The following is a 22,965-nucleotide window of genomic DNA, read 5'->3' as shown; positions in this document are numbered from 1 at the left end:
CGGCCGGCCGTGTCGGCGTCCTTGCCGGAGTTCCCCTGGGACACCCTGGCGGATGCGAAAGCGCAGGCCAGTGCCCATCCGGACGGGATCGTCGACCTGTCAGTCGGCACCCCGGTCGACCCGGTCGCCCCGGTCATCCAGGAAGCCCTGGCCGCCGCCGCTTCGGCCTCGGGGTATCCGGCCACCGCCGGCACCGCCCGGCTGCGCGAATCGGCGGTTGCCGCGCTCGATCGCCGGTTCGGCATCGCCGGACTGACCGAGGCTTCGGTGCTCCCGGTGATCGGCAGCAAGGAGCTGATCGCGTGGTTGCCGACGCTGCTGGGCCTGGGACCCGCGGACCTGATCGTGGTGCCCGAGCTGGCGTATCCCACCTACGACGTCGGGGCCCGGCTGGCCGGGGCGCGGGTGCTTCGCGCCGATTCGCTGACTCAGTTGGGCCCGCAATCGCCGTCGCTGTACTACCTGAACTCGCCGAGCAATCCGACCGGACGCGTCCTGGGCGTCGATCACCTGCGCAAAGTGGTCGGCTGGGCCCGCGACCGGGGTTGCCTGGTGGCCTCCGACGAGTGCTATCTGGGATTGGGCTGGGATGACCGGCCGCTGTCGATCCTGCACCCCTCGGTGTGCGACGGCGACCATACCGGCCTGATCGCGATCCACTCCCTGTCGAAGAGCTCGTCGCTGGCCGGGTATCGAGCCGGGATCGTCGCCGGGGACCCCGAGCTGGTCGCCGAGCTGCTGGCGGTGCGCAAGCACACCGGGATGATGGTGCCGACGCCGGTGCAGGCGGCCATGGTGGCCGCCCTGGACGACGACGCCCACGAGCTGGCGCAGCGGGAGCACTATGAACGCCGCCGCACGGCCCTGCTGCCCGCGCTGCGTTCGGCCGGCTTCGCCGTCGACCATTCCGAAGCGGGCCTCTATCTGTGGGCCACGCGCGGCGAGGGATGCCAGGACACCGTCGCCTGGCTGGCGCGGCGCGGCATCTTGGTGGCGCCGGGTGAGTTCTACGGGCCGCGCGGTGCGCAGCACGTGCGGATTGCGCTGACCGCCAGCGACGAGCGGATTGCCGCCGCGGTGCAGCGGCTCGCCTAGCCGACCCGCATCGCGCGGGCGCCCGAGCGTGCACAATGCATCGGAGGCGTTTCACGTTCTCGGGTAAGGACGGTGTTCGTGACCAGTTCGACCGGCAAGCTGCGCATCCCGCTCTCCCTGGGGGACATCGCCAAGCGGGTGTTCCTCGGCAAGCCGCTGATCACCGAGGATATCGCATCCGAGAAGTTGTCGAATTCGGTTGCACTAGGCGCGCTTTCGCCCGACGCAGTCTCCTCTGTCGCGTATGGCCCCGAACAGATCCTGATCGAACTGTTGCCCCATGCAGGGCTGGCCGCATTCCTGCTTTTGCTGCCCATCACCGGTGTCATCCTGCTGATCCTGGTGCTGGTGGCCGCGTCCTATCGGCAAGTGGTCATGGCCTACACCCGGGCCGGCGGCTCGTACATCGTCGCGCGGGACAATTTCGGGCCCAAGGTGGCGCAGATCGCCGCTGCGGCGCTGTTGATCGACTACGTGGTCACCGTCGCCGTGCAGTCGGCAGCCGGCACCGTCGCGGTGGCCTCGGCGATTCCCGCGCTGGGCCCGCATAGCCTCGAACTCACCGTCGGTGTGGTGCTGGTCATCTGCTACGCGAACCTGCGCGGCCTGAAGGAAGCGGGATTGCCGTTCGCGGTCGCGACCTATTCCTTCATCGTCATGGTCGGCCTGACCATCGTGGTGGGCGTCGTCCGGGCGGTGGGCGGTAACCTGCCCGTTTACGATCCTGCCCACCTGGCCGGGACCGTGCCGGTGCACCAGAGCAACGGACTGGTGCTGGGCGCCACGATCTTGGTGCTGCTGCGTGCGTTCGCCAACGGCGGTTCGTCGCTGACGGGGGTCGAGGCCATCTCCAACACTGTCGACTACTTCCGAAAACCGCAGGGCCGCAACGCGCGCCGCGTACTCACCGCGATGGCCACCATCCTGGGGTTGCTGCTCGCCGGCGTCGCCTACCTGGCGCACGTAACACACGCCACTCCGTACCTGACCGAATATCCCTCGGTCTTGTCGCAGATCGGGCGGGCCGTGTTCGGCAACGGGACCACGGGCGACGTGTTCTACGTAATGGTGCAGGCCGCCACGGCAGCCATCTTGTTCACCGGCGCGAACACCAGCTTCAACGGCTTTCCGGCCCTGGCCAGTTTCGTCGCCGAAGACCGCTTCCTGCCCAGGCAGCTCACCAAACGCGGCCACCGCCTGGTGTTTTCGAACGGGATCATCACTCTGACGGCTCTCTCGGTCGCATTGCTGGTGACCACCGGCGGCTCGGTGAATGCGCTGGTGCCCTTCTACGCGATAGGCGTGTTCACCGGCTTCTCGATGGCCGGCTACGGCATGACCAGACACCACCTCACGCATCGAGAACCGGGCTGGCGACACCGGTTGGCGATCAACCTGTCCGCGGCCATCCTGTCGACGATCGTGGTGGGTATCTTCGCGGTGGCGAAGTTCACCGAGGGCGCCTGGCTGGTGGTCGTCGTCTTCCCGCTGTTGGTGTTCGTGCTGACCCGGCTCAACCGCGAATACCGCGCCGAGGCAGCGATTCTCGAGACGTTCCGCACCGACCGCCCGGAGCTGGTGAAGTACGCGCGGCATCGGGTGTTCGTGTTAGTCGACTCCGTCGACCTGGCCGTGATCGAGGCGTTGCGCTACGGCAGGGGATTGCGCGCCGAGGAGCTGATCGCCGTGCACTTCATGGTCGACCCAGCCCACGCGGCACTCCTGCGAAAGCGTTGGGACCATTTCGAACTCGACACTCCGCTGCGGATCGTGGACTGCCCCGACCGCCGGATCAGCCGGGCCGCCCAGCTGCTGGTCGCCAAGGCGCGTGACGAGAACGCGCGCACCAACGTGACGGTGCTGCTGCCGCGTCGGACTTTCGCGCGCCTGCTGGGCCGGCTGTTGCACGACCGCACCGCCGATAAGATCTCGCGAGCGGTCAGCCTCATCCCCGATGCCGCGGCGACGATCGTGCCCTACGACGTCGAATCGCGGATCAGGGAGGCCTACCCGGACACCTTCGAGCAGCGCATCGGGCAGGCAATCGACAAGATCGAGGCATGGGTGTCCCAAGACGAGGATGAAAAGGTCGACGCCTACGAACACCCGGAGCGGCCGCGGTCGGTGATCATGGTGGCGGGGCTGATCTCCGGACAGCGCGCCAGCGTCGAAGGGCGGGTCAGCGAGGTCGAAGACGTCACCACACGGGGCCGGACCCACCGGCGAATCGTCATCGGCGACAGCACCGGCGAAATGACCGTCACCTTCCGCCCGGGCCACGGCGGCGCCGATATCCAGCCCGGTCAGGTGCTGCGAATCACCGGGAAGGCTCGCCAGACCGGCACCCAGGCCATATCCATGCTCGATCCGGCGTATCAGATCATCGAGGATCCCGCGAAGGACGTCGATGCCGAGGACTCCGAGCAAACCAGCGACACGTAGCGTCGCGCCCGCTCGAGGGTCTGCGCCGTGCGGGAAAGGCCTGACCCGCCAGCTGAGCGAAGCGTACGCCGCCGCCATCCGCCGCTGGGAACAAAATGTTGCCCCAACGCCCGGTGATTGCAGTTGCTGGGATACCCGGAGACGGGCTTGACGCGGGACATCCCGCCGCGCGGAAAAAACCCACCTAAGTTGGCCATCTTTACTTGTGGACTGGTTCTAATCCTGATTGATTGATAAACACTATGGGGGAAGGTGTGTGGCCAGGACCGATACGGCGGGGTGCCGCGCCGAAGCTCGGCGTCGGTGTTCAGCGGGCACGGGTCCCTGTCGGGCGGAAGCGGTGCCGGCATATGCCACCAGTGATGCGAAGGATGATAAGTGGCCGTAGGGGTTTCGTCAGCGTCTGTCACTACGACGGTCGGTTGCATCTACCTGGGCACGCGTTCATGCCTGGCTGAAACGATGTGAACAGGAGCTCGATATGGCCAACAACATCACTTGGCACGAACATCAGATAAGTCGCGCCGAGCGCGAGGGCCTCAACGGACACAAAGGCTGCGTCGTCTGGTTCACCGGCTTGAGCGGTAGCGGCAAGAGCACGGTGGCCAACGTCTTGGAGCAGAAGCTCTACGAGCGGGGCATACGCAGCTTTCTGCTGGATGGAGACAACGTCCGCTATGGACTCAATGCCGGCCCGGAACTGCTCGAAGAGCGCCACGGACCCGAGTTCGCGAAGCGGTTCGGTCTGGGATTTTCCGCCCAGGATCGCGAGGAGAACATCCGCCGTATCGGCGCGGTCGCGAAGCTGTTCTGCGAATCGGGCGTCATCGCCTTGACGGCCTTCATCAGCCCTTACGTTCGCGATCGTGACGCTATTCGGGCCACCCTGAACGAGGGTGATTTCCAGGAGATCTTTATCGACACCCCGATCGAGATCTGTGAGCAGCGCGATCCGAAAGGGCTCTACAAGAAAGCGCGGGCCGGCGAGATCAAGGGATTCACCGGAATCGACGACCCCTACGAGGCGCCGGCGCAGCCCGAGCTGCGGCTCGATGGCGGCAAAAAGGACGCGGACACACTGGCCGAGCAGGTGATCGCTCATCTCGAGCAGGTGGGTGTCATCTGGGCCGCGACCCGACGAGACGCTTAGCGGGGGTCCGGCGACGGCGTCGGGAGCCGTCCACCGTGCCCGCCCTTCATCGAAAAACGAGGTCATTTGAATGAGCTACCAAGGTCATAACGGGAAGCCGATCGTGGAACGGGTGTCCACGGAGAATGCGGCGAGTCGGATCGATGGGCTGCCGCGCATCCCGATCTCGAAAGCCACCGCGCACGAGGTGATCAGCCTGTCCTACGGGTTTTTCACCCCGCTCTCGGGGTTCATGGTCCGGCGGGAAGTGGATGGCACGCTGGACGACTTCCAGCTGCCCGACGGCACGCTCTGGAGCATCCCGATCGTCTTCGATCTTTCGGCGGAAGACGTCGAGAAGTTCGGGGTGAAGGAGGGCGAGCGCGTGGTTCTCGAATATCTCGATGCGCCGATGGCGATCTTCGAGGTCTTTGAGATCTACGAATACGACTTGGAGCGGATGGCCGAAAAGACCTACGGGACGACCGATCCGCGGCACCCGGGCATCAAGAAGACGTTGGCTTACGCGGATCGATTCATCGGCGGCGACATCACGCTGATCAACGAACCGGTGTTCAACGAGCCCTTCAAAAGCTTCTGGCTGACACCCAGGCAACACAAGGATGCGCTGGCGAAAAAGAACTGGAAGCGTGCCGTCGCCCATCAAACCCGAAACGTTCCGCACACCGGCCACGAGGCGTTGATGAAGCAAGCGTGGCTGGCGGCCAATGAGGACCAGCCCGTCGACAACTTGAACACGGGTGTGCTGGTCAATGCCATCATCGGCCAAAAACGTGTCGGAGACTATATCGACGAGGCAATACTCTTGGCGCAGAACGAATTACGGGCCAGCGGGTATTTCCGCGAGGACGTCCACCTGGTGTCATTCACGCTGTGGGACATGCGCTATGCGGGACCCCGGGAGGCCATCTTCCACGCGATCTTGCGGACGAACCTCGGCTGCTCGCACCACATGTTCGGGCGGGACCACGCCGGCGTGGGAGACTTCTACCACCCGTACGACTCGCAGAACATCCTCAAGCAGTACCGGAGCGGACTGGGGATCAAACCGGTTTTCCTGCGGGAAAACTGGTACTGCCCGGTGTGCCAGGAGGTCACCAACTCGGCGCTGTGCGGCCATGACGAACAGTCACAAAGCTTCAGCGGCAGCCTGATTCGAAGCATCCTGACCGACGAGGTCAAGCCGACTCAAAAGGTGATGCGGCACGAGGTGTTCGAAGTGGTGATGGACAGCGCCGCCAAGTATGGCCAAGGTTCTCCTTTCGTCACCGAGGACTATCTGAGAGACAGACTGCCGGTCTTTACGCTGAACCAATTGGAGAACTCATGAGCACGCGCGAGAAGAAGATCAAGGTCAACGTCTGGATCAACGAGGAACGGCTGGACGCGCTGGCCAACGCCGGAATGGCGGACCTGGCGATCGAGGCGTTCGCCGGCATGAAGCTGCTCGAGATCTACGCCACCGAAGAGCAGAAAGACGTTCTGCTGCAGCGCTTTCCCGGAGCGAAATACGACTCGGCCACCACTCGCTCGATTGAACTGCTCCCGAAGCAGGTCAAGGACAGGCTGCTCGAGCTGTCCATCAAGATGCATTCCACCGGTTCCGATGTGGTGGGTCACTTTCTCGAGGATTCCCAGACGGCGAACAGCAAATAGGCAGTGTCGTCCGCGGGCGTCACTTGCTCTTCAGCGCCCGTAATCCCAGCGAAAACAGCAGCCGCACATCGGGATCGGCCAACGACGTCGACAACAACTTCTCGATCCGGCGCACCCGATAGCGAACCGTATTCGGGTGCACTCGTAACCCTTGCGCGGCCGCGGCGATGTCGCCGAAGGTATCGAGGTAGGTCCGCAGCGTTTCGGCCAGCGCGGGATCGTCGTTGCGCAGCCCCACGATCCGAGGATCGATCAGTCGCTCGTCGCTGCCAACCAGTGTCACGATTTCGTCGAGCAGCACGGTGGTGCGCGCTTCGGCCAGCGAAGTCACCTGGCCGAACGAAATCGGGTGTCGCTCAGCGCTGTCCAAAACGCGGTCGACCTCGATGCGCGCCGCGGTGGCTCCGGCAAGGCCGGCGATCGGCGCGGCGATGGCGGCCCGAAGCGGCACCCCGAGTTCGGCGCGCATGGCGGCGACGGTGCCGCGCGCCCACGAGGTGACCGCCCGGTTGTGCGTCTGCGGAAAGAGCACATACGTTCGCGCACCGGACGATGCGACCTGGGCGTCGTGACGAAAAGCGCTGGCGCTCAGCGCGATGACATCAGCGAGCCGAGCGTGCCGGGGAGAATTGTCCGCCGCGTCCCAACCGATCAGGGCCGCGTCGCCGTCGGCGGCAACACCGAGTTCGCGGGCGATGGCAGCGACGTCGACATGCGCAAGAGTCTCCGAGTCCGCAAGGCCGAGAAGTTGCTGCACCCGGCGGGCATGCGTGGATGGCCGGGCCGCCAGCCGCGACATGATGCGGGCAGCCAGCACGGCGGCACCTCGCATCATCTCCTCGCCGTCGTCGGCCAGTGGTTGCGAGCCTTGTTGTACCCAGATGGTTCCGGCGAACACCGCAGATCGCCGCGCGTCGGCCGCGGGCAAGTAGACCCCGACGGCCAGTCGCGGGCGCAGCCCCAACTCGGGCCGCTCGGCGACGCGCACGACGTCGCCTCCCGACCGTAACGCGTCGAAGATGCCCCATTGTCCGATCCACTCGAGATGCTCGGGCGGACCCGCCCTGCCCAGGATGGAGAGGCGGCGCAGTTCGTCCGCTTCGTCGTTGGAGGCCGAATACGCCAGGACGTGCGATTGGGCGTTTTCGATGCTGACCATGCCATGAATGCGGTCGGCGAGCGACTGCGCCAACCCGAAGAGGTCGGTGCCCGAGTCATCCGTCGCGTCCACGCGGTCCCCGTGGTGCTCCAGAACGTGGTTGACCAACTGATAGAGCCGCTCCCAGCGGGCCTGCGGGTCGGCCGCCACCACGGCCGAGCCCACCGCAACCGCCTTGGCCACCAAGGCATGCGACGGTCTTTTGACGAAGATGGCTACCGGCACGCGTTCACGCGCCTGCTTGTCCATCCACCGAAGCGCCTCGTCGTCGACGACCCCCAACAGAAAAAACACATCGGCGGCACCCGCCGCGGCCGCCAGACCGAGTCGCACGTCGTCGGAGTCGATCAGCGCCACCGACGCCACCGGCAGGTCCAGACCACGGGGCGCCTCAACCAAATTCACCAGGGTCGCGTCCAGCCTGAGTAGCAGCTGTCCCAGACCCACACCTGCCATGTTGTCCGATTTTACTACTGACAGCCGCTTTCCTTGTCCGATCAGCTAATTCTCTGCTAGCCCGCCACGTGGATCCTTGCAGGATGGACGCGATAACCCAGGTCCCCACCCCGGCCAACGAGCCGGTCCACGACTACGCACCGCACTCTGCGGAGCGCGCCCGACTTATCGCCGAACTGGCCGCGCTCAACGATCCGCCCATCGAGCTCCCGCATGTCATCGGTGGTACCCACCGGATGGGTGACGGGGAGCGCATCGACGTCGTCCAGCCGCATCGACACGCCGCGAAGCTGGGCACCCTGACCAACGCCGGCCACGCCGACGCGACGGCGGCGATCGAAGCGGCGATGGCCGCGAAAAGCGCGTGGGCGGCGGTGCCGTTCGACGAGCGGGCGGCGGTGTTCCTGCGGGCCGCCGACCTGCTGGCCGGACCGTGGCGGGAGAAGATCGCCGCCGCGACGATGCTCGGCCAATCCAAGTCGGTCTACCAGGCCGAGATCGACTCGCCCTGCGAGCAGATCGACTTCTGGCGATTCAACGTGGCGTTTGCGCGGCAGATCCTGGCACAGCAGCCGATCAGCGGGCCAGGGGAGTGGAACCGCAGCGAATACCGCCCGCTGGACGGCTTCGTATATGCGATCACGCCGTTCAACTTCACCTCCATTGCCGGCAATCTGCCGACCGCGCCGGCACTGATGGGCAACATCGTCGTGTGGAAGCCGTCGATCACCCAAACGTTGTCGGCCTATCTGACCATGCAATTGCTCGAGGCGGCGGGGTTGCCGCCCGGGGTGATCAACCTGGTGACCGGTGACGGCCTCGCCGTATCCGATGTGGCGCTGACCGATCCGCGGCTGGCGGGAATCCATTTCACCGGGTCGACGGCTACCTTCCAGCATCTGTGGCAGCAGGTGGGCGCCAATATCGGTCGCTACCAGAGTTATCCGCGGCTGGTCGGTGAGACCGGTGGTAAAGACTTCGTCGTCGCACATGCTTCGGCGCGCTCGGACGTGTTGTGCACAGCGCTGATCCGCGGCGCGTTCGACTACCAGGGCCAGAAGTGCTCGGCAGCGTCACGGGCCTTCATCCCGCAGTCGGTGTGGCGCCGCATGGGTGACGACTTCCTGGGCAAGACCGCGGCATTGCGCTACGGCGACGTCACCGATCTGACCAATTTCGGTGGAGCGCTGATCGACCGGCGCGCCTTTATCAAGAACGTCGACGCCATAGAGCGGGCCAAGGGGGCGCCGCACGTCACCATCGCCGTCGGTGGCGAATACGATGACAGCGAAGGCTATTTCGTGCGTCCTACGGTCTTACTGTCCGACGATCCGGCCGACGAGTCGTTTGCGACGGAATACTTCGGCCCGCTGCTGTCGGTGCACGTGTACCCCGACGACGATTACGAGCGAATCCTCGGTGTCGTCGACGCCGGGTCTCGGTACGCGCTGACCGGTGCGATCATCGCCGACGACCGCGATGCCGTGCTCACCGCTCAACACCGGCTGCGGTTCGCGGCCGGCAACTTCTACATCAACGACAAGCCGACCGGCGCTGTCGTCGGACGCCAGCCGTTCGGCGGGTCGCGTGGTTCGGGCACCAACGACAAAGCCGGATCGATGCTGAACATGTTGCGCTGGACGTCGGCTCGCACCATCAAGGAGACCTTCATCCCCGCGACCGAGCACACCTATCCGCATATGGGCGACGACTGATGGCCGGACTGTTCGCCACCACCCTGCGCCCGGCGATCATGGCCGCGAGCCGCCGCGAAGGCTTGCGCCGCACCGCCGAACGGCTGTCGGTCACCCGCAAAGTGATGCGGCGGTTCGTTCCCGGCGAGACGATCGATTCCGTGCTGAATAGTGCCGCCGCCCTGCGTGATTCGGGCCGTTTCGTCAGCATCGACTATCTGGGCGAGGACGTCGCGAGCCCCGACGACGCCGAGGCGGCCGTGCGGATCTACCTGGATTTGATCGACGCGCTGGGCCGGCTCGGTGCGGCACCCGGCCCAGTCCGGCCTCTGGAAGTGTCGGTCAAGCTCTCGGCGCTGGGGCAGTCCCTGAATCGCGACGGGCACAAGATCGCGCGGGAGAACGCGTGGTCGATCTGCGCCGCCGCCGAGCGGGCGGGTGTATGGGTGACCGTCGACGCCGAGAACCACACCACCACCGATTCGACGCTGCGCATCGTGCGCGACCTGCGGACCGAATTCCCTTGGCTGGGACTGGTTTTGCAGGCATACCTGCGGCGTACCCTGGATGACTGCGAGGAATTTGCCGCCTCGGGCGCCCGGGTCAGGCTGTGTAAGGGCGCCTACGACGAACCTGGCTCGCTGGCTTACCGCTCGCCCGCCGAAATCACTGACTCCTATCTGGCGTGCCTTCGGGTGCTGATGGCAGGGTCCGGCTACCCGATGGCAGCCACTCACGATCCGCAGATCATCAGCGTGGTGCCGTCGATGGCGCGCGAATCGGGCCGCCGTAGCGGTGATTTCGAATATCAGATGCTCTATGGCATTCGCGACGACGAGCAGCGGCGTCTCGCCGCGGCCGGCAACCAGCTGCGGGTGTACATCCCGTTCGGCACGCAGTGGTACGGCTACTTCATGCGGCGGCTGGCCGAGCGGCCGGCAAATGTGGCGTTCTTCCTGCGTGCGCTGGCGAAGCGCGGTCACCGAGTGTGAATCGTCGGCTTTGAACGTGAATACCGGGCGGCGACACGCCGATAATTCCCGCCGAGGTTTCACACAGGACGCCCCGGATTCACACCCCGAACGCGTTGCTAACCGCGACGGGGTCGTGGACGGTCGCCGGCGAAGCCGCGCACCACATGGGCGCGAACGAATTCCGCCACCACGTCGGGATCATCCATGTCCAGCGTCGAGGACGGCGTGCTGAAAAGCGAGAACAGGATGCGCGCAAACCATTCACCGCCGGCCTCGATGTCGAGGTCCTTGCGCACCTCGCCCGTGAGTCTGGCCGCGGACAGGTAGGGGGCGAAGAACTCGACGCATTCGCGCAGCAGCACCGCGGCGTCCTTGGTCAGCAGCAAGCTGATCGCATCCTCGTCGAAATACTTCTCCGTAGAGATGGCCCGGCGCGCCCGCGTGACGAATATCGCTGCCGAACAAAGCTTGTCCTCGAGCGTGCCGCCACCTTGGTCCATCGCCTTGGACATCTCGCGATAGAACTGCTGCGAGGCGTGTTCGGCGCACGCCTCGACGATGGACGCCTTGTCGGAAAAGTACTCGTAGATGGTGCTCCGGGAAACCCCGGCGTGCTTGGCGATGTCGACGATGGTTGCCTTCTGCAATCCCTGCTTGCCGAAACACGCAAACGCGGACTCCACGATCAGCTCGCGGGTGTCGGTCATCTGGCTGTGGGCCGAGCTCGGTGTCACGGGTCCCCTCAACCGGCCGGCGCGAGAATCAGACCACTGGTCGGCACGCCGGTTCCGGATGTGACCAGCACGTGCTCGACGTTGTCGACCTGGTTGTAGGAGGTGCCGCGCACCTGTCGCACCCCCTCGGTGATGCCGTTCATGCCATGGATGTAGGCCTCGCCGAGCAGGCCGCCATTGGTGTTGATGGGGAACTCTCCACCCAGCGACAACCGCTCGATCGTGGCGAAGTCCTTGGCCTCCCCGCGCCCGCAGAACCCGAGCTCCTCGAGTTGGGTGAAGACGAACGGAGTGAAATGGTCATAGATGAAGGCGGTTTGGATGTCTTGGGGTTTGAGACCCGAGTCGCGCCACAGCTGGCGGGCCACCATACCCATCTCCGGAAGACCGGTGATCTCGTCGCGGTAATAGCTGGTCATCATCTCGCCGTTGTCCGCCGCGCCCTGGGCGGCCGCCGTGATGATCGCCGGCGGCTGGCGCAGGTCGCGGGCGCGTTCGGCGCTGGTGACGACGAGAGCCACGCCGCCGTCGCTCTCTTGGCAGCAATCCAGCAGGCGCAGTACAGGTTCGATGATCCAGCGCGAATTCTGGTGGTCCTCCAGCGTGATCGGGCGCTGGTAGAACCACGCGTCGGGGTTGGCCGACGCGTGCGTGCGGTCGACGACCGCGATCCTGCCGAAGTCCTCGTTGGTCACGCCGTAGGTCGACATGTAGCGCTGGGCGTGCATGGCAACCCACGCCGCAGGGGTGAGCAACCCGAACGGAGCGTAATGCGCCATGAACAACGGTGTTTCCGCCATGCTGCGACCGCTGCCCCCGAACCGGAAGCCGGAGCGCTCGTTGAACGCGCGCCAGCACACCACGACGTCGGCGACACCGGTAGCGACGGCCATCGCCGCGTGTACGACGGTGCCGGCGGCCGCGCCGCCGCCGTGGTGCACGCGGGAGAAGAAGCTCAGGTCGCCGATGCCCACGTTGCGGGCGATGTCGATCTCGTCGCTGGAATCCATGGTGAACGTGACCATGCCGTCGACGTCAGTGGGCGCCAGGCCGGCGTCGTCGAGTGCGGCGCTGACCGCCTCGCACGCCAATTGCAGCTCGCTGCGCCCCGATTCCTTCGAAAACTCCGTCTGGCCGATCCCGACGATGGCCGCGGCGCCCGGCAGCGTCCGGCTCACGCGCCCGGTCCGTCGAGCAGACTCAGCACCGCGGTCCCGGAGACGTGGTCACCCAGGCTGTTGGTGCCGGAAAAGGTGACCTCGACGAAGTTCTCGCCGTCGGATCCCTCGGTCTTGCCGGTGACACTGCCGGTGAACCGCAGTGGGTCGTCCGGAAAGCATGGCACGCCGAGGCGAATCGACAGTTTCTTCACCATTGCCTCGGGGCCGGCCCAGTCGGTGAGGAAGCGAACGCAGTAGCCGTTGGTGGTCAGGATGTTCATGAACAAGTTGGGCGAGCCCTGCTGCTTGGCGTAGTCGCGGTCGTGGTGCACCGGCATGAAATCGCGGGTGGCGATCGCGCCCGCCACGATCATCGTTGTGGTGATGGGGATTTCGAGCGGCGTCAACTCATCACCGACCGAGATGTCCCGCCAGCGCAGGGTGGTGGTGCGGCTGGTGGTTGTCGTCATACTCGTCCTTTCGGATAGGTTGCGCAAAGGCCTGACAGCGCCGGATCGGGACGTAGGGTGAAATCGAGATCCATTGCCATGCCTAGCTTGCTGGCCGGAACTGGTGCAGCACCAGTCCATCATCAAAGCTCTGGTAGTAGACCTGTACCGGTAATCCGGGCGTCACGTCGGACGGTTCGATGCCGGTCAGGTTGGACACCAGGCGCACCCCTTCCTCTAGTTCCACCAGCACGACGACATAGGGGTACTCGAAGAACGGAAACTTAGGCTCGTGCGGCATCACGTAGCTGTAAACCGTGCCGCGGCCGGAGGACTCGATCGCCTCCCACCGCAGCGATCGGCAGTGCGGGCACATCGGGCGCGGCGGGTGACGCAGCTGCCCGCAGCCGCCGCAGCGTTGGATCAGGAGTTTGTTCTCCCGCAATCCATTCCAGAAGAATTCGGTGTCCGGCGTGATCGCCGGGGCCAGCCGGGCCGCCATCAGCCTGCCGGCCTGAAGCGCAACACCCGAAATCGCTGCCGCCCCAGCACTTCACCGTGCTGGTCGGTGTAGGTCGTCAACCAGGTCAGGAAGAAGCCGGTGCCCAGCGCCGTCTTCTTCTCGTCGGAGACGGATTCGTAGACCGTCGTCGCGCTGATCACGTCGCCCAGTCGCGGGTACCGTTCGATCTCGAACTCCGAGTTTGTCGCCACCGTGCTGGTGTAGCCGGCCTCGTCGAGGAAGGCCGTTGGGTTGCTGTGGATCTCGACAGGAGCCCCACCCCGCTCGCCGATTCCCTCCAGCTTCGGCGACGGCATGGTCCAGGTCTGGAGCATCACCGGCGGCGACACGATGCCGCCGAATCGCGACGAGGCGGCGAACTCCGGATCGAGATAGACAGGATTCATGTCGGCCATCGCGTACGCCCAGTGCCGGATCATAGGTTGGTTCACCGGGTCCGGTGCGAGCGAAGGTTTTCCGGTGCCGCCGGTCGGATGTCCGACGAGGGCACGCACCTTGGCGCTGACGGTTTCTGAGTCGGTCACGTAGCAAAGCCCCTCTCGCAGCACGCCTGATCCGACAGATCGATGCCATCTGTCCTGCGAGTTGTGTGTACTCTGCACCGTCGCGTGCTGTCAATATGACGGCAAAGTATGGGATAGCGCGGAATTCGCTCGGATGATGATTGACGGCGGCCGCTGAGGCGAGTACACCAAGTGATCAGATGACCGGAGGAAGCAGATGGCCGATTCGCCCGCTCTTGTCCAGACCTATCAGCTCTACATCGACGGCAACTGGGTCGAGCCGCAGGACGGCCGCTACGACGACCTCTCGCCGTCCAACGAGGCCGTCATCGCCACCGCGCCCGACGCGAGCGTCGCGCAGGTTGGCGACGCGATCGCGGCCGCGCGGCGCGCCTTCGACAGCGGACCGTGGGGCGTGATGTCCGCCGAGCAGCGCGCCGGGTGTCTCAATCAGCTGAGCGAGGCTTTGAGCAAGCACGCCGACGACTTCTTCGCGCTGTCGCAGGCGGAGTGGGGCTGTATCGCCAACGAGCGCATGATGCAGATCGACGCCGCCGGGTTCATGTCCATGCATGCCGCCCAGCTCGCCACCCAGCTGGTCGACCAAGAGGTCACCGGAATCAGCGCCGGAACCACGTTGCTTCGGCATGTGCCGTTGGGTGTCGTATCGGTGCTGACGCCGTGGAACTTTCCGCATTGCCTGAACGTGATGAAGCTGAATCATGCTCTGGCCGCAGGAAATACGGTCGTGCTCAAGCCGTCTCCGCTGACACCGCTGGCGGGGCTGGCGCTGGCGCGGCTCATCGACGAGTACACCGACATTCCGCCCGGTGTGGTCAACGTGGTCACACCCTCGGGAGTCGAGGCGGCCAGGCTGCTGACCACCGACCCGCGCATCGACATGGTGAGCTTCACCGGCAGCTCGGTCGTCGGCCGCCAAGTCATGTCCGCCGCCGGCGACACGATGAAACGAATCCTGCTGGAGCTCGGCGGCAAGTCGGCCAGCATTGTCCTCGACGACGCGCAGATCACCGACGAAATGCTGCGGCAGATGCTGTTCGAATCCTGTTCGCTGCACGCCGGACAGGCCTGCATCCTGCACAGCCGGCTGCTGTTGCCTGATTCGCTGCACGACGACGTCGTCGATCGGCTCGCCGCATTGGCCGGCGAGGTCAAGGTGGGCGATCCCACCGACCCGGACGTGCAGATGGGGCCGCTGATCAGTGCGGCGCAACGCGACAGGGTCGAGGCGCACATCGCCGGCGCACGTCGCGATGGGGCGAAGCTGGTGACCGGCGGCGGGCGGCCGGCGGGTTTGGACGTCGGCTACTACGTCGAACCCACGATTCTGTCCGGCGTGGAGCCGAATTCGACCATCGCGCAGGAGGAGGTGTTCGGTCCGGTGTTGAGCGTGCTGCGCTACCGAGACGACGAGGAGGCCGTGGCGATCGCGAACAACTCGCAATACGGGCTCTCCGGTGCGGTGTGGGGTGAGGATATGGACCGCGCCGTCGGCGTGGCGCGCCGCATCCGCACCGGCCAGGTCGCGGTCAACGGCGTCAGTCCCGGTGGCGCGCCGTTCGGGGGCTTCAGGCTCAGCGGCCTGGGCCGCGAAGGCGGCGGCATCGGTGGACTCCATCAGTACATGGAACAGATGGCGATCGGGGTTCCCGCCTAAGGCAACCCGCGGCGAGCCCGATGTGCCCGCAAATCCCACTGCTGTTTGACGGATCTCCGACGTAGATAGGTCCGCGCGGCGCCCGCGGTCCATCGCTGAGCAGCCCGCGACACCTGACCGCCCTTTGGTGAACCGAACACGACATGCCAAGCTGCTCGACATGGTCATCGAGATCGCCCGCCCCAAGCTAGAAGGAAACGTCGCTGTCGGCGAGGACCGCCAAATCGGGTTCGCCGAATTCGGTGACCCGCAAGGCCGGGCGTTCTTCTGGCTGCATGGCACCCCCGGCGCCCGCCGTCAGATTCCCACCGAAGCCCGCCTGTACGCCGAAAAGCACAAGATCCGGCTGATCGGCCTGGACCGGCCCGGGATCGGCTCGTCGACGCCGCATCGTTACGAGAACATCCGGGCGTTCGGGGACGATCTGCAGACCATTGCGGACATCCTGGGCATCGACGATATGGCCGTTATCGGCCTGTCCGGCGGCGGCCCCTACGCACTCGCGTCCGCCGCGGTGCTGCCCGATCGGGTGGTAGCGGTCGGTGTGCTGGGCGGCGTCGCGCCGTTTCTCGGCGAGGAGGGGATCACCAGCGGCCTGATGAATTTGGGCAAGCGGGTGGCACCCCTGCTGCGGCTGGGCGGTGACCCGCTGCGCATCGGCGCGAGCCTGGTAGTGCGGGCGATTCGTCCCGTCGCGAATCCGGCGCTGTTCTTGTATGCCGCGATATCGCCGGAGGGCGACCGGCGCCTGCTGACCCGGCCGGAGTTCGGGGCCATGTTCCTCGACGACCTGCTCAACGGCAGCCGCAAGCAATTGGCGGCCCCGTTCAACGACATCATCCTGTTCACCCGGGACTGGGGATTCCGACTCGACGAGGTCAAGGTCCCGGTGCGCTGGTGGCACGGCGACAGCGACCACATCGTGCCATTCGCCCACGGCAAGCACGTCGTGTCCTTATTGCCCGACTGCGAGCTGATCGTGCTCCCCGGCGAAAGCCACCTCGGCGGGCTGGGCCGCGGCGAGGAGATCCTGTCCACCCTGACGAAGATCTGGGACGAGCGAGGCTGACCGCCTCCGCGGCCGGGTAGCCTGCTCACGTGCTGCTGGCCTCCCTGAATCCCGTGGCGCTGAGCGCCACCGATATCGCCGATGCGGTGCGCATCGACGGCACCGTGTTCAGCCGCAGCGACCTCGTCGGTGCCGGCACCTCGGTGGCCGAGCGGGTGGGCGGCGCAGGCCGGGTTGCCATCCTGGCCGCACCGACTGCCCCGACGGTGCTGGCAGTCGCCGGGTGCCTGATCGCCGGGGTGCCGTTTGTCCCAGTGCCCGCCGATGTCGGCGCAGCCGAACGGCGTCACATGCTCACCGACTCCGGTGTGCGGGCTTGGCTCGGAACGGCGCCCGACGAGCCGGAAGGCCTGCCGCACATCCCGGTGCGGCTGCACGCCCGCTCCTGGCACCGCTATGCCGAACCGTCGCCGGACGCCACCGCGATGATCATCTACACCTCGGGTACCACGGGGCCGCCCAAAGGCGTGGTGTTGAGCCGACGAGCGATCGCGGCCGACCTCGACGCCCTGGCGGAAGCCTGGCAATGGACGGCCGACGACGTCTTGGTGCACGGCTTGCCGCTCTTTCACGTGCACGGTCTGGTGCTGGGCCTGCTCGGCTCGCTGCGGATCGGAAATCGCTTCATTCACACCGGCAAGCCGACACCGGCGGGCTACGCGCAGGCCGCGGCCGAGCACGGCGGCACGCTGTTTTTCGGGGTGCCCACGGTGTGGTCGCGGGTGGGGGCCGACGAACAAGCCGCCCGAGCGCTGCGCCCCGCGCGGTTACTGGTCTCCGGCAGCGCGCCGCTGCCGGTTCCGGTGTTCGAGCGGCTGGCCGGACTCACCGGACATCAGCCCATCGAACGCTACGGCGCCTCGGAATCGCTGATCACGTTGTCCACGCGCGCCGACGGCGAGCGACGCCCCGGGTGGGTGGGCCTGCCGCTCACCGGTGTGCGGACGCGGGTGGTGGACGACGACGGCGCGGTGGTGCCACACGACGGCGAGACCGTCGGGAAGCTGCACGTGCGCGGCCCGATGATGTTCGACGGCTACCTGAACCGGCCGGAAGCGACCGCCGAGGCATTCGACACCGACGGCTGGTACCGCACCGGCGACGTAGCGGTGATCGACGCCGACGGGATGCACCGCATCGTCGGACGCGAGTCGGTCGACCTGATCAAATCCGGCGGCTACCGCATCGGGGCCGGTGAGATCGAAACGGTGCTGCTCGGGCATCCCGGCGTCCAAGAGGCGGCGGTCATCGGGCTGCCCGATGCGGACCTGGGTCAGCGCATCGTCGCGTACGTCGTCGGATCGGCCGACGGCGATGAGCTGATCGACTATGTCGCCCAAGAGCTTTCGGTGCACAAGCGGCCACGCGAGGTGCGTATCGTCGACGCGCTGCCGCGCAACGCCTTGGGCAAGGTCCTCAAGAAGCAACTGCTGACCGACGGCTGAGCGGACGCTCAACGGGTGACGCCCGTTCGGCCGGGCGCCCAGACACGCAGCAATTTGTCAGGCTTGGGGCCGAGCGTGCCCGCGGCGCTTCACCTACCGTCGGAACCGTGCATCGATCTCACTGGACGGCGAGCGGCCAGAATGGGTGACCCGACTCGATTCGTGGGCACCGCCGCCCCTGCCCGGCGTAGCCCTATGCGACGGATCGCGGCAGCCTGCCTCGTGGGCTCGGCCATCGAGTTCTACGACTTCCTGATCTATGGAACCGCGGCCGCACTGGTGTTTCCCACGGTGTTCTTCCCCCACCTGGGCCCGACGGTGGCCACTATCGCCTCGATGGCAACGTTCGCGACGGCGTTCCTGTCGCGCCCGTTGGGCGCCGCCGTCTTCGGATACTTCGGCGACCGGCTGGGTCGCAAGAAGACGTTGGTCGCCACGCTGCTGATCATGGGCGCATCGACCGTCAGCGTGGGCCTCGTCCCCAACACGGCGTCGATCGGGGTCGCCGCACCGTTGATCCTTGTGGTCCTGCGGTTGCTGCAAGGCTTCGCCGTCGGCGGCGAATGGGCCGGGTCGGTGTTGCTGAGCGCCGAATACGCGCCTCCGGGCAAACGCGGCTGGTACGGCATGTTCACCTCGCTGGGCGGCGGTACGGCGGGGGTACTGGCCAGCCTGACGTTCCTCGCGGTCAGTCTCACCATGGGGGAAAGCAGCCCCGCGTTCATGGAATGGGGCTGGCGGGTGCCCTTCCTCATCAGCAGCGGGCTGATCGCCATCGCTCTCTACGTGCGGCTCAACATCGACGAGACGCCGCTGTTCGTGGAGGAGAAGGCCCGCAACCTAGTGCCCAAAGCGCCCCTGGCGGAGCTGGTGCGGCTGCAGCGTCGCGAAATCGTGCTCGTCGCGGGCTGCTTTTTGGGCGGCATGGGCTTTGTCTACCTGGGCAACACCTTCCTCGTCATGTACGCCCACTCCCACCTGGGCTATTCGCGCAGCTTCGTCTGGGGCGTCGGTGCGCTGGCTGGGCTGACGAGCATCGTGTTCGTCTCGTTCGGGGCCTGGCTGTCGGATCGAGTCGGGCGTCGCCGGGTGATGCTGAGCGGGCTGGCGGCGTGTCTGCCATGGTCGTTTGTGGTCATCCCGCTGATGGATACCGGCAGCCCCGCCATGTACGCGGTAGCCGTCCTGGGCATGTTCGCCTGCGCGGCGACAGCCAACGGCCCCACGGGGGCTTTCGTTCCCGAGCTGTTCGCCACCCGTTACCGCTACAGCGGCGCAGCGGTGGCGATGAACCTGGCCGGCATCCTCGGCGCCGCCGTGCCGCCGCTGTTGGCGGGCACCTTGTTGGCGACCTACGGCAGCTGGGCCATCGGGCTCATGATGGCGACCCTGGTGACCGCCAGCTTGGTGTGCGTCTCGCGGCTGCCGGAAACCAAGGGAACCGCGCTGGGCGGCGCGCCGGCCGCCGAGCGGGTGCCTGCCGACTTATAGGTGCGTCCTTAGTTGGCGTGCAGATCTTCGTTGAGGGCAATGCCCTGACCGCCGCGGGCCGCCACTTCCACCGCGCCGCTCACCGAGTTGCGGCGGAACAACAGGTTGTTGCCTCCGGACAGCTCGAGCGCCTTGATCGTTTTGCCTTCGGGCGTAATGACTTTGGTGCCCGCGGTGAGGTACAGGCCGGCTTCGACGACGCAGTCGTCGCCCAATGAGATACCCAGGCCGGCGTTGGCGCCGAGCAGGCAGCGCTTGCCGATCGAAATCACCTCGGTGCCACCCCCGGACAGCGTCCCCATGATCGAGGCTCCGCCTCCGATGTCGGAACCGTCGTCCACCACCACGCCGGCGGAGATGCGTCCCTCCACCATCGACGCTCCCAGGGTGCCGGCGTTGTAGTTGACGAAGCCCTCGTGCATCACCGTCGTGCCTGGCGCCAGGTGGGCACCGAGCCGCACCCGGTCGGCGTCGGCGATGCGCACTCCGGTCGGCAGGACGTAATCGACCATCCGCGGGAACTTGTCGACGCCGTAGATCGTCACCGATCCGTGGCGCCGCAGCCGGGCTCGCACTGCCTCGAAACCCTCGACGGCGCACGGTCCGCGGTTAGTCCAGACCACATTGGTTAATACCCCGAACAAGCCGCCGGCGTTCAGCCCGTGCGGCGCCACCAACCGGTGCGAGAGCAGATGCAATCGCAGGTAGGCGTCGTAGGCGTCGGCGGCCACGTCATCCAGCGAGCCGATGACCGTGCGCACGGCGACGGTCTCGGTGCCGCGGTCGTCGTCGCGACCGATCAGCGCGGTCAGCTCCGGGGGAACATCGGACAGCGCCAGCCGCGACGTCGCGCTGGTGCCCGGTGCGGTCAGTTCCGGCGCGGGAAACCACGTGTCGAGGACCGATCCGTCGGCGGCCAGCGTTGCCAGCCCGATTCCTGCAGCTCCAGTCACGGCGGACAGGTTACTTCGTGGGCTGCGCGCAGCTCCCGCCCGCCCTGTGGAGGTGCGGAATCGACATCCGCAAAGCCGGGCCCGGTCCGCACTCAAAGACCGACGCGGGCAAGGTAACTCGTCATCGCCGGGTGGTTCCACGGCCGTGAGCGTTCGGCTTCCCCAGTCCTAGCAGGTCAGGCGTGAATTTTGCCGATTTGGGTACGCAGCTTCCGGGATCCTTCCGGGCCTGCCGCAGGTCCCTATGTCGCCGGCCGTCGTGGCCGCCTGATTGCCCGAGGAGAAGAACATGTCCTTTGTCACCACCCGGCCCGAGGCGCTGCTGGCCGCGGCGAGCACACTCGAAGGCCTCGGCGCCTCGATGGCCGCCCAGGATGCCGCCGCCGCGGCGCCCACCACGAGCATCGCTCCGGCGGCCGCCGACGAGGTGTCCGCACTGCAGGCCGCGCAGTTCTCCGCCTACGGCGCCTGGTACCAGCAGGTCAGCGCGCAGGCAAAAGCGATTCACCAAACTTTGGTGAACAACCTGGACAGCAACGCCGACTCCTATGGCACGACGGAAGCCGTGAACCAGGTCACCACGAGGGCCGCGGCGTTGCCCGCCGCCGCCCCGGCCGCCGCTGCCGCCGACCCGCCGGCCGGGGACGCGGCCCTGGGCACCTCCATCGAGTGGGGTCAGAACGTCGGCGCCGCGGCCTCGGACTTCATCACCTTGGGCGAGGGGCAATTCGCTCCGGTCCCCGGCGCGGCCGGCATCCCTAATTTCACCGGTGGTCTCACGTCGGCAACCCCGGCGAGCGCCCCCGCCCCGGCGGCGCCCGCAGCCGCGGCCGGGGCGCCGTTGCTGGCGAGCATGGGTCGGGGACCCTCGATCGGCGCGTTGTCGGTACCACCAAGCTGGGCGGCAACCGAAGTCTCGGCGGTGACCCCGGCCCCGGCGACGCTGACTGGTGCGGGGTTCGCCAGCGCCGCGCCCCAGACCGCGACGGTGGGCACCATTCCGGCTGGCGTGCCGTCGATGGCGACCACCGGACGTGGCGGCTACGGCCTCGGCGCACCCCGCTACGGCGTCAAACCCACCGTAATGCCCAAGCCGGGCGTCTAGCACCCCCGACCCACAGCGAGAACAGGAGCAAGACAATGACTTTCGACTTTGGAGCACTGCCCCCAGAGGTCAATTCCCTGCGCATGTACACCGGTGCGGGGGCGGGCCCGATGATGGCCGCGGCGGCGGCGTTCAGCAGCTTGGCCGACGAACTGAGTACCACCGCCGCAGCCAGCGAGGCGGCGATCGCGAATTTGACCGGCGAGGACTGGATGGGGCCGTCGTCGGTGGCGATGGCCACCGCCATCGCGCCGTATGTGATGTGGATGCACACCACCGCCGCACAACTGCAACAGGCGGCCGCTCAAGCCATGGCCTCCGCGGCGGCCTACGAGGCTGCCTTTGCGATGACTGTGCCGCCGCCGCTGGTCGCGGCCAACCGGGCCCAGCTCGCGGCTTTGGTCGCGACCAACGTCCTGGGACAGAACACCCCGGCCATCGCGGCCACGGAGGCGCAATACGGCGAGATGTGGTCGCAAGACGCCGCCGCCATGTACGGCTACGCGGCGTCGTCGGCGGCCGCGGCAAGGCTGAGTCCATTGACATCTCCGGCGCCCACCAATAACCCGGGTGGACTGGGCGCGCAGACTGCGGCCACGGCCGCACAGACCAGTGGGCTCCGCGGGGTCGTCTCCAACGTGCCCAACGCTGTGCAGACGTTGGCCGCACCCGCCGCACTGGCGGACCCGCCGGGCGCGAGCGCCCTGGACAGCATCCTTGGCGACCCTCTGGTGTCCAACATCGGCAACGCCGGAACCGACGTCGTGTCGTGGAACGTGTTCAACACCATCGTGTCCAACATCTTGTACAACCACACCGTCGACACGGCCGCTTCGGCCGGCCTGTCCACGGACCTGGGAAGCGCGGTCAGCTCCGGCGCCCTGGTGAGTGCAGCGGCACCGGTCAGCACTGCGGGCGTCGGGGCCGGACCGGTACTGGCGAGCATGGGCTCGGCGTCCCCAATCGGCGGATTGTCGACGCCCGCAACGTGGTCGGCGGCCACGCCGCGGGTCCCCGCCGCGACCATCGCGGGTGCGGGGTGGACCGCGCCCACCGAGGACGTGCAAACCACCTGGGCGTCCGGCATGCCGGCGGTCGCCTCGGCGGGCCGGGGCGGCTACGGCATGGGGCCGCGTTATGGCGTCAAGCCCAAGGTGATGCCCACCCAGGTCCTCGTCTGAGCCGCGCCGGGGCCGCGCTTGCGATCGCCTCGGGGTTGATGGTGGCGA

20 protein-coding genes are annotated in these 22,965 nt (G+C 66.7%); 13 read left to right on the top strand and 7 right to left on the bottom strand.

Translation table 11 applies throughout. From position 1 onward, the window contains the following. Positions 1-9: 9 nt before the first annotated feature. The 5 genes from dapC to AC5Y4F_RS01885 all read left to right on the top strand — a co-directional run bounded on the left by dapC (position 10) and on the right by AC5Y4F_RS01885 (position 6,343). The gene (dapC, locus tag AC5Y4F_RS01905) at positions 10-1,095 is read left to right on the top strand and encodes a succinyldiaminopimelate transaminase (protein ID WP_499995747.1); all 1,086 of its coding nucleotides are present in this window, start codon (positions 10-12) and stop codon (positions 1,093-1,095) included. A 78-nt stretch (positions 1,096-1,173) separates the two neighbouring features. Then, complete coding sequence (locus AC5Y4F_RS01900; RefSeq protein WP_499994858.1) at positions 1,174-3,537, top strand: APC family permease; 2,364 nt, start codon at positions 1,174-1,176, stop codon at positions 3,535-3,537. A gap of 481 nt (positions 3,538-4,018) precedes the next feature. Next, positions 4,019-4,687 (top strand): adenylyl-sulfate kinase, encoded by a 669-nt coding sequence (cysC, locus tag AC5Y4F_RS01895; protein WP_499994856.1) that lies wholly within the window; start codon positions 4,019-4,021, stop codon positions 4,685-4,687. A 70-nt stretch (positions 4,688-4,757) separates the two neighbouring features. Next, a complete protein-coding gene (sat, locus tag AC5Y4F_RS01890; RefSeq protein WP_499994854.1) occupies positions 4,758-6,017 on the top strand; it encodes a sulfate adenylyltransferase in 1,260 nt (419 codons plus the stop codon). Beyond that, positions 6,014-6,343 (top strand): DUF6955 family protein, encoded by a 330-nt coding sequence (locus tag AC5Y4F_RS01885; RefSeq protein ID WP_499994852.1) that lies wholly within the window; start codon positions 6,014-6,016, stop codon positions 6,341-6,343. The genes sat and AC5Y4F_RS01885 overlap by 4 nt, the downstream gene beginning before the upstream one ends. A gap of 19 nt (positions 6,344-6,362) precedes the next feature. Here AC5Y4F_RS01885 and AC5Y4F_RS01880 read toward each other — a convergent pair whose 3' ends face one another. After that, positions 6,363-7,958: a PucR family transcriptional regulator gene (locus tag AC5Y4F_RS01880; protein ID WP_499994850.1), complete on the bottom strand. Its 1,596-nt coding sequence runs from the start codon at positions 7,956-7,958 to the stop codon at positions 6,363-6,365. A gap of 83 nt (positions 7,959-8,041) precedes the next feature. Here AC5Y4F_RS01880 and pruA point away from each other — a divergent pair, with 83 nt between their 5' ends. Next, positions 8,042-9,673, top strand: coding sequence for an L-glutamate gamma-semialdehyde dehydrogenase (gene pruA / locus AC5Y4F_RS01875; RefSeq protein ID WP_499994847.1), 1,632 nt, complete (start codon positions 8,042-8,044; stop codon positions 9,671-9,673). After that, the gene (locus tag AC5Y4F_RS01870) at positions 9,673-10,644 is read left to right on the top strand and encodes a proline dehydrogenase family protein (RefSeq protein ID WP_499994845.1); all 972 of its coding nucleotides are present in this window, start codon (positions 9,673-9,675) and stop codon (positions 10,642-10,644) included. Before pruA ends, AC5Y4F_RS01870 begins: the two co-directional genes overlap by 1 nt. A 98-nt stretch (positions 10,645-10,742) precedes the next feature. Here the strand turns inward: AC5Y4F_RS01870 and AC5Y4F_RS01865 are convergent, their stop codons facing one another. From AC5Y4F_RS01865 to AC5Y4F_RS01845, 5 genes are all read right to left on the bottom strand, one after another. Continuing rightward, a complete protein-coding gene (locus AC5Y4F_RS01865) occupies positions 10,743-11,333 on the bottom strand; it encodes a TetR/AcrR family transcriptional regulator (protein ID WP_067935293.1) in 591 nt (196 codons plus the stop codon). A 35-nt stretch (positions 11,334-11,368) separates the two neighbouring features. After that, positions 11,369-12,538 (bottom strand): lipid-transfer protein, encoded by a 1,170-nt coding sequence (locus AC5Y4F_RS01860; RefSeq protein WP_067935296.1) that lies wholly within the window; start codon positions 12,536-12,538, stop codon positions 11,369-11,371. Further along, positions 12,535-12,990 carry a MaoC family dehydratase gene (locus AC5Y4F_RS01855; RefSeq protein ID WP_067935299.1) on the bottom strand — a complete coding sequence of 152 codons (456 nt, stop codon included), beginning with the start codon at positions 12,988-12,990 and terminating at the stop codon, positions 12,535-12,537. The genes AC5Y4F_RS01860 and AC5Y4F_RS01855 overlap by 4 nt, the downstream gene beginning before the upstream one ends. Before the next feature lie 82 nt (positions 12,991-13,072). Continuing rightward, positions 13,073-13,471, bottom strand: coding sequence for a Zn-ribbon domain-containing OB-fold protein (locus AC5Y4F_RS01850; RefSeq protein WP_067935302.1), 399 nt, complete (start codon positions 13,469-13,471; stop codon positions 13,073-13,075). Further along, on the bottom strand, positions 13,471-14,016 hold the full coding sequence (locus tag AC5Y4F_RS01845) for an FAS1-like dehydratase domain-containing protein (RefSeq protein WP_067935414.1): 546 nt from the start codon (positions 14,014-14,016) through the stop codon (positions 13,471-13,473). The genes AC5Y4F_RS01850 and AC5Y4F_RS01845 overlap by 1 nt, the downstream gene beginning before the upstream one ends. A 196-nt stretch (positions 14,017-14,212) precedes the next feature. Between AC5Y4F_RS01845 and AC5Y4F_RS01840 the strand changes: the two genes are divergently transcribed. The 4 genes from AC5Y4F_RS01840 to AC5Y4F_RS01825 all read left to right on the top strand — a co-directional run bounded on the left by AC5Y4F_RS01840 (position 14,213) and on the right by AC5Y4F_RS01825 (position 19,678). Further along, positions 14,213-15,673: an aldehyde dehydrogenase family protein gene (locus tag AC5Y4F_RS01840; protein ID WP_499994842.1), complete on the top strand. Its 1,461-nt coding sequence runs from the start codon at positions 14,213-14,215 to the stop codon at positions 15,671-15,673. Between the two features lie 160 nt (positions 15,674-15,833). Continuing rightward, positions 15,834-16,742: an alpha/beta fold hydrolase gene (locus tag AC5Y4F_RS01835; protein ID WP_499994841.1), complete on the top strand. Its 909-nt coding sequence runs from the start codon at positions 15,834-15,836 to the stop codon at positions 16,740-16,742. Positions 16,743-16,771: 29 nt separating this feature from the next. Continuing rightward, a complete protein-coding gene (locus tag AC5Y4F_RS01830) occupies positions 16,772-18,187 on the top strand; it encodes an acyl-CoA synthetase (protein ID WP_067935307.1) in 1,416 nt (471 codons plus the stop codon). A gap of 195 nt (positions 18,188-18,382) precedes the next feature. Beyond that, entirely contained in the window at positions 18,383-19,678 is a 1,296-nt protein-coding gene (locus tag AC5Y4F_RS01825; RefSeq protein WP_067935310.1) for an MFS transporter, read from the top strand. An 8-nt stretch (positions 19,679-19,686) separates the two neighbouring features. On the opposite strand, the gene dapD is transcribed toward AC5Y4F_RS01825, so the two are convergent. Then, positions 19,687-20,640: a 2,3,4,5-tetrahydropyridine-2,6-dicarboxylate N-succinyltransferase gene (dapD, locus tag AC5Y4F_RS01820; RefSeq protein WP_499995746.1), complete on the bottom strand. Its 954-nt coding sequence runs from the start codon at positions 20,638-20,640 to the stop codon at positions 19,687-19,689. A gap of 280 nt (positions 20,641-20,920) precedes the next feature. On the opposite strand from dapD, the gene AC5Y4F_RS01815 reads away from it, so the two are divergent. Together AC5Y4F_RS01815 and AC5Y4F_RS01810 are read left to right on the top strand one after the other, a co-directional pair. Next, positions 20,921-21,736 carry a PPE family protein, SVP subgroup gene (locus tag AC5Y4F_RS01815; protein ID WP_067935315.1) on the top strand — a complete coding sequence of 272 codons (816 nt, stop codon included), beginning with the start codon at positions 20,921-20,923 and terminating at the stop codon, positions 21,734-21,736. A 35-nt stretch (positions 21,737-21,771) separates the two neighbouring features. Next, positions 21,772-22,917, top strand: coding sequence for a PPE family protein (locus AC5Y4F_RS01810; RefSeq protein ID WP_499994839.1), 1,146 nt, complete (start codon positions 21,772-21,774; stop codon positions 22,915-22,917). The last annotated feature ends 48 nt before the right edge of the window (positions 22,918-22,965 follow it).

This window comes from Mycobacterium sp. NGS56, from assembly GCF_059812425.1.
This window is presented reverse-complemented; position numbering and strand designations above follow the sequence as displayed.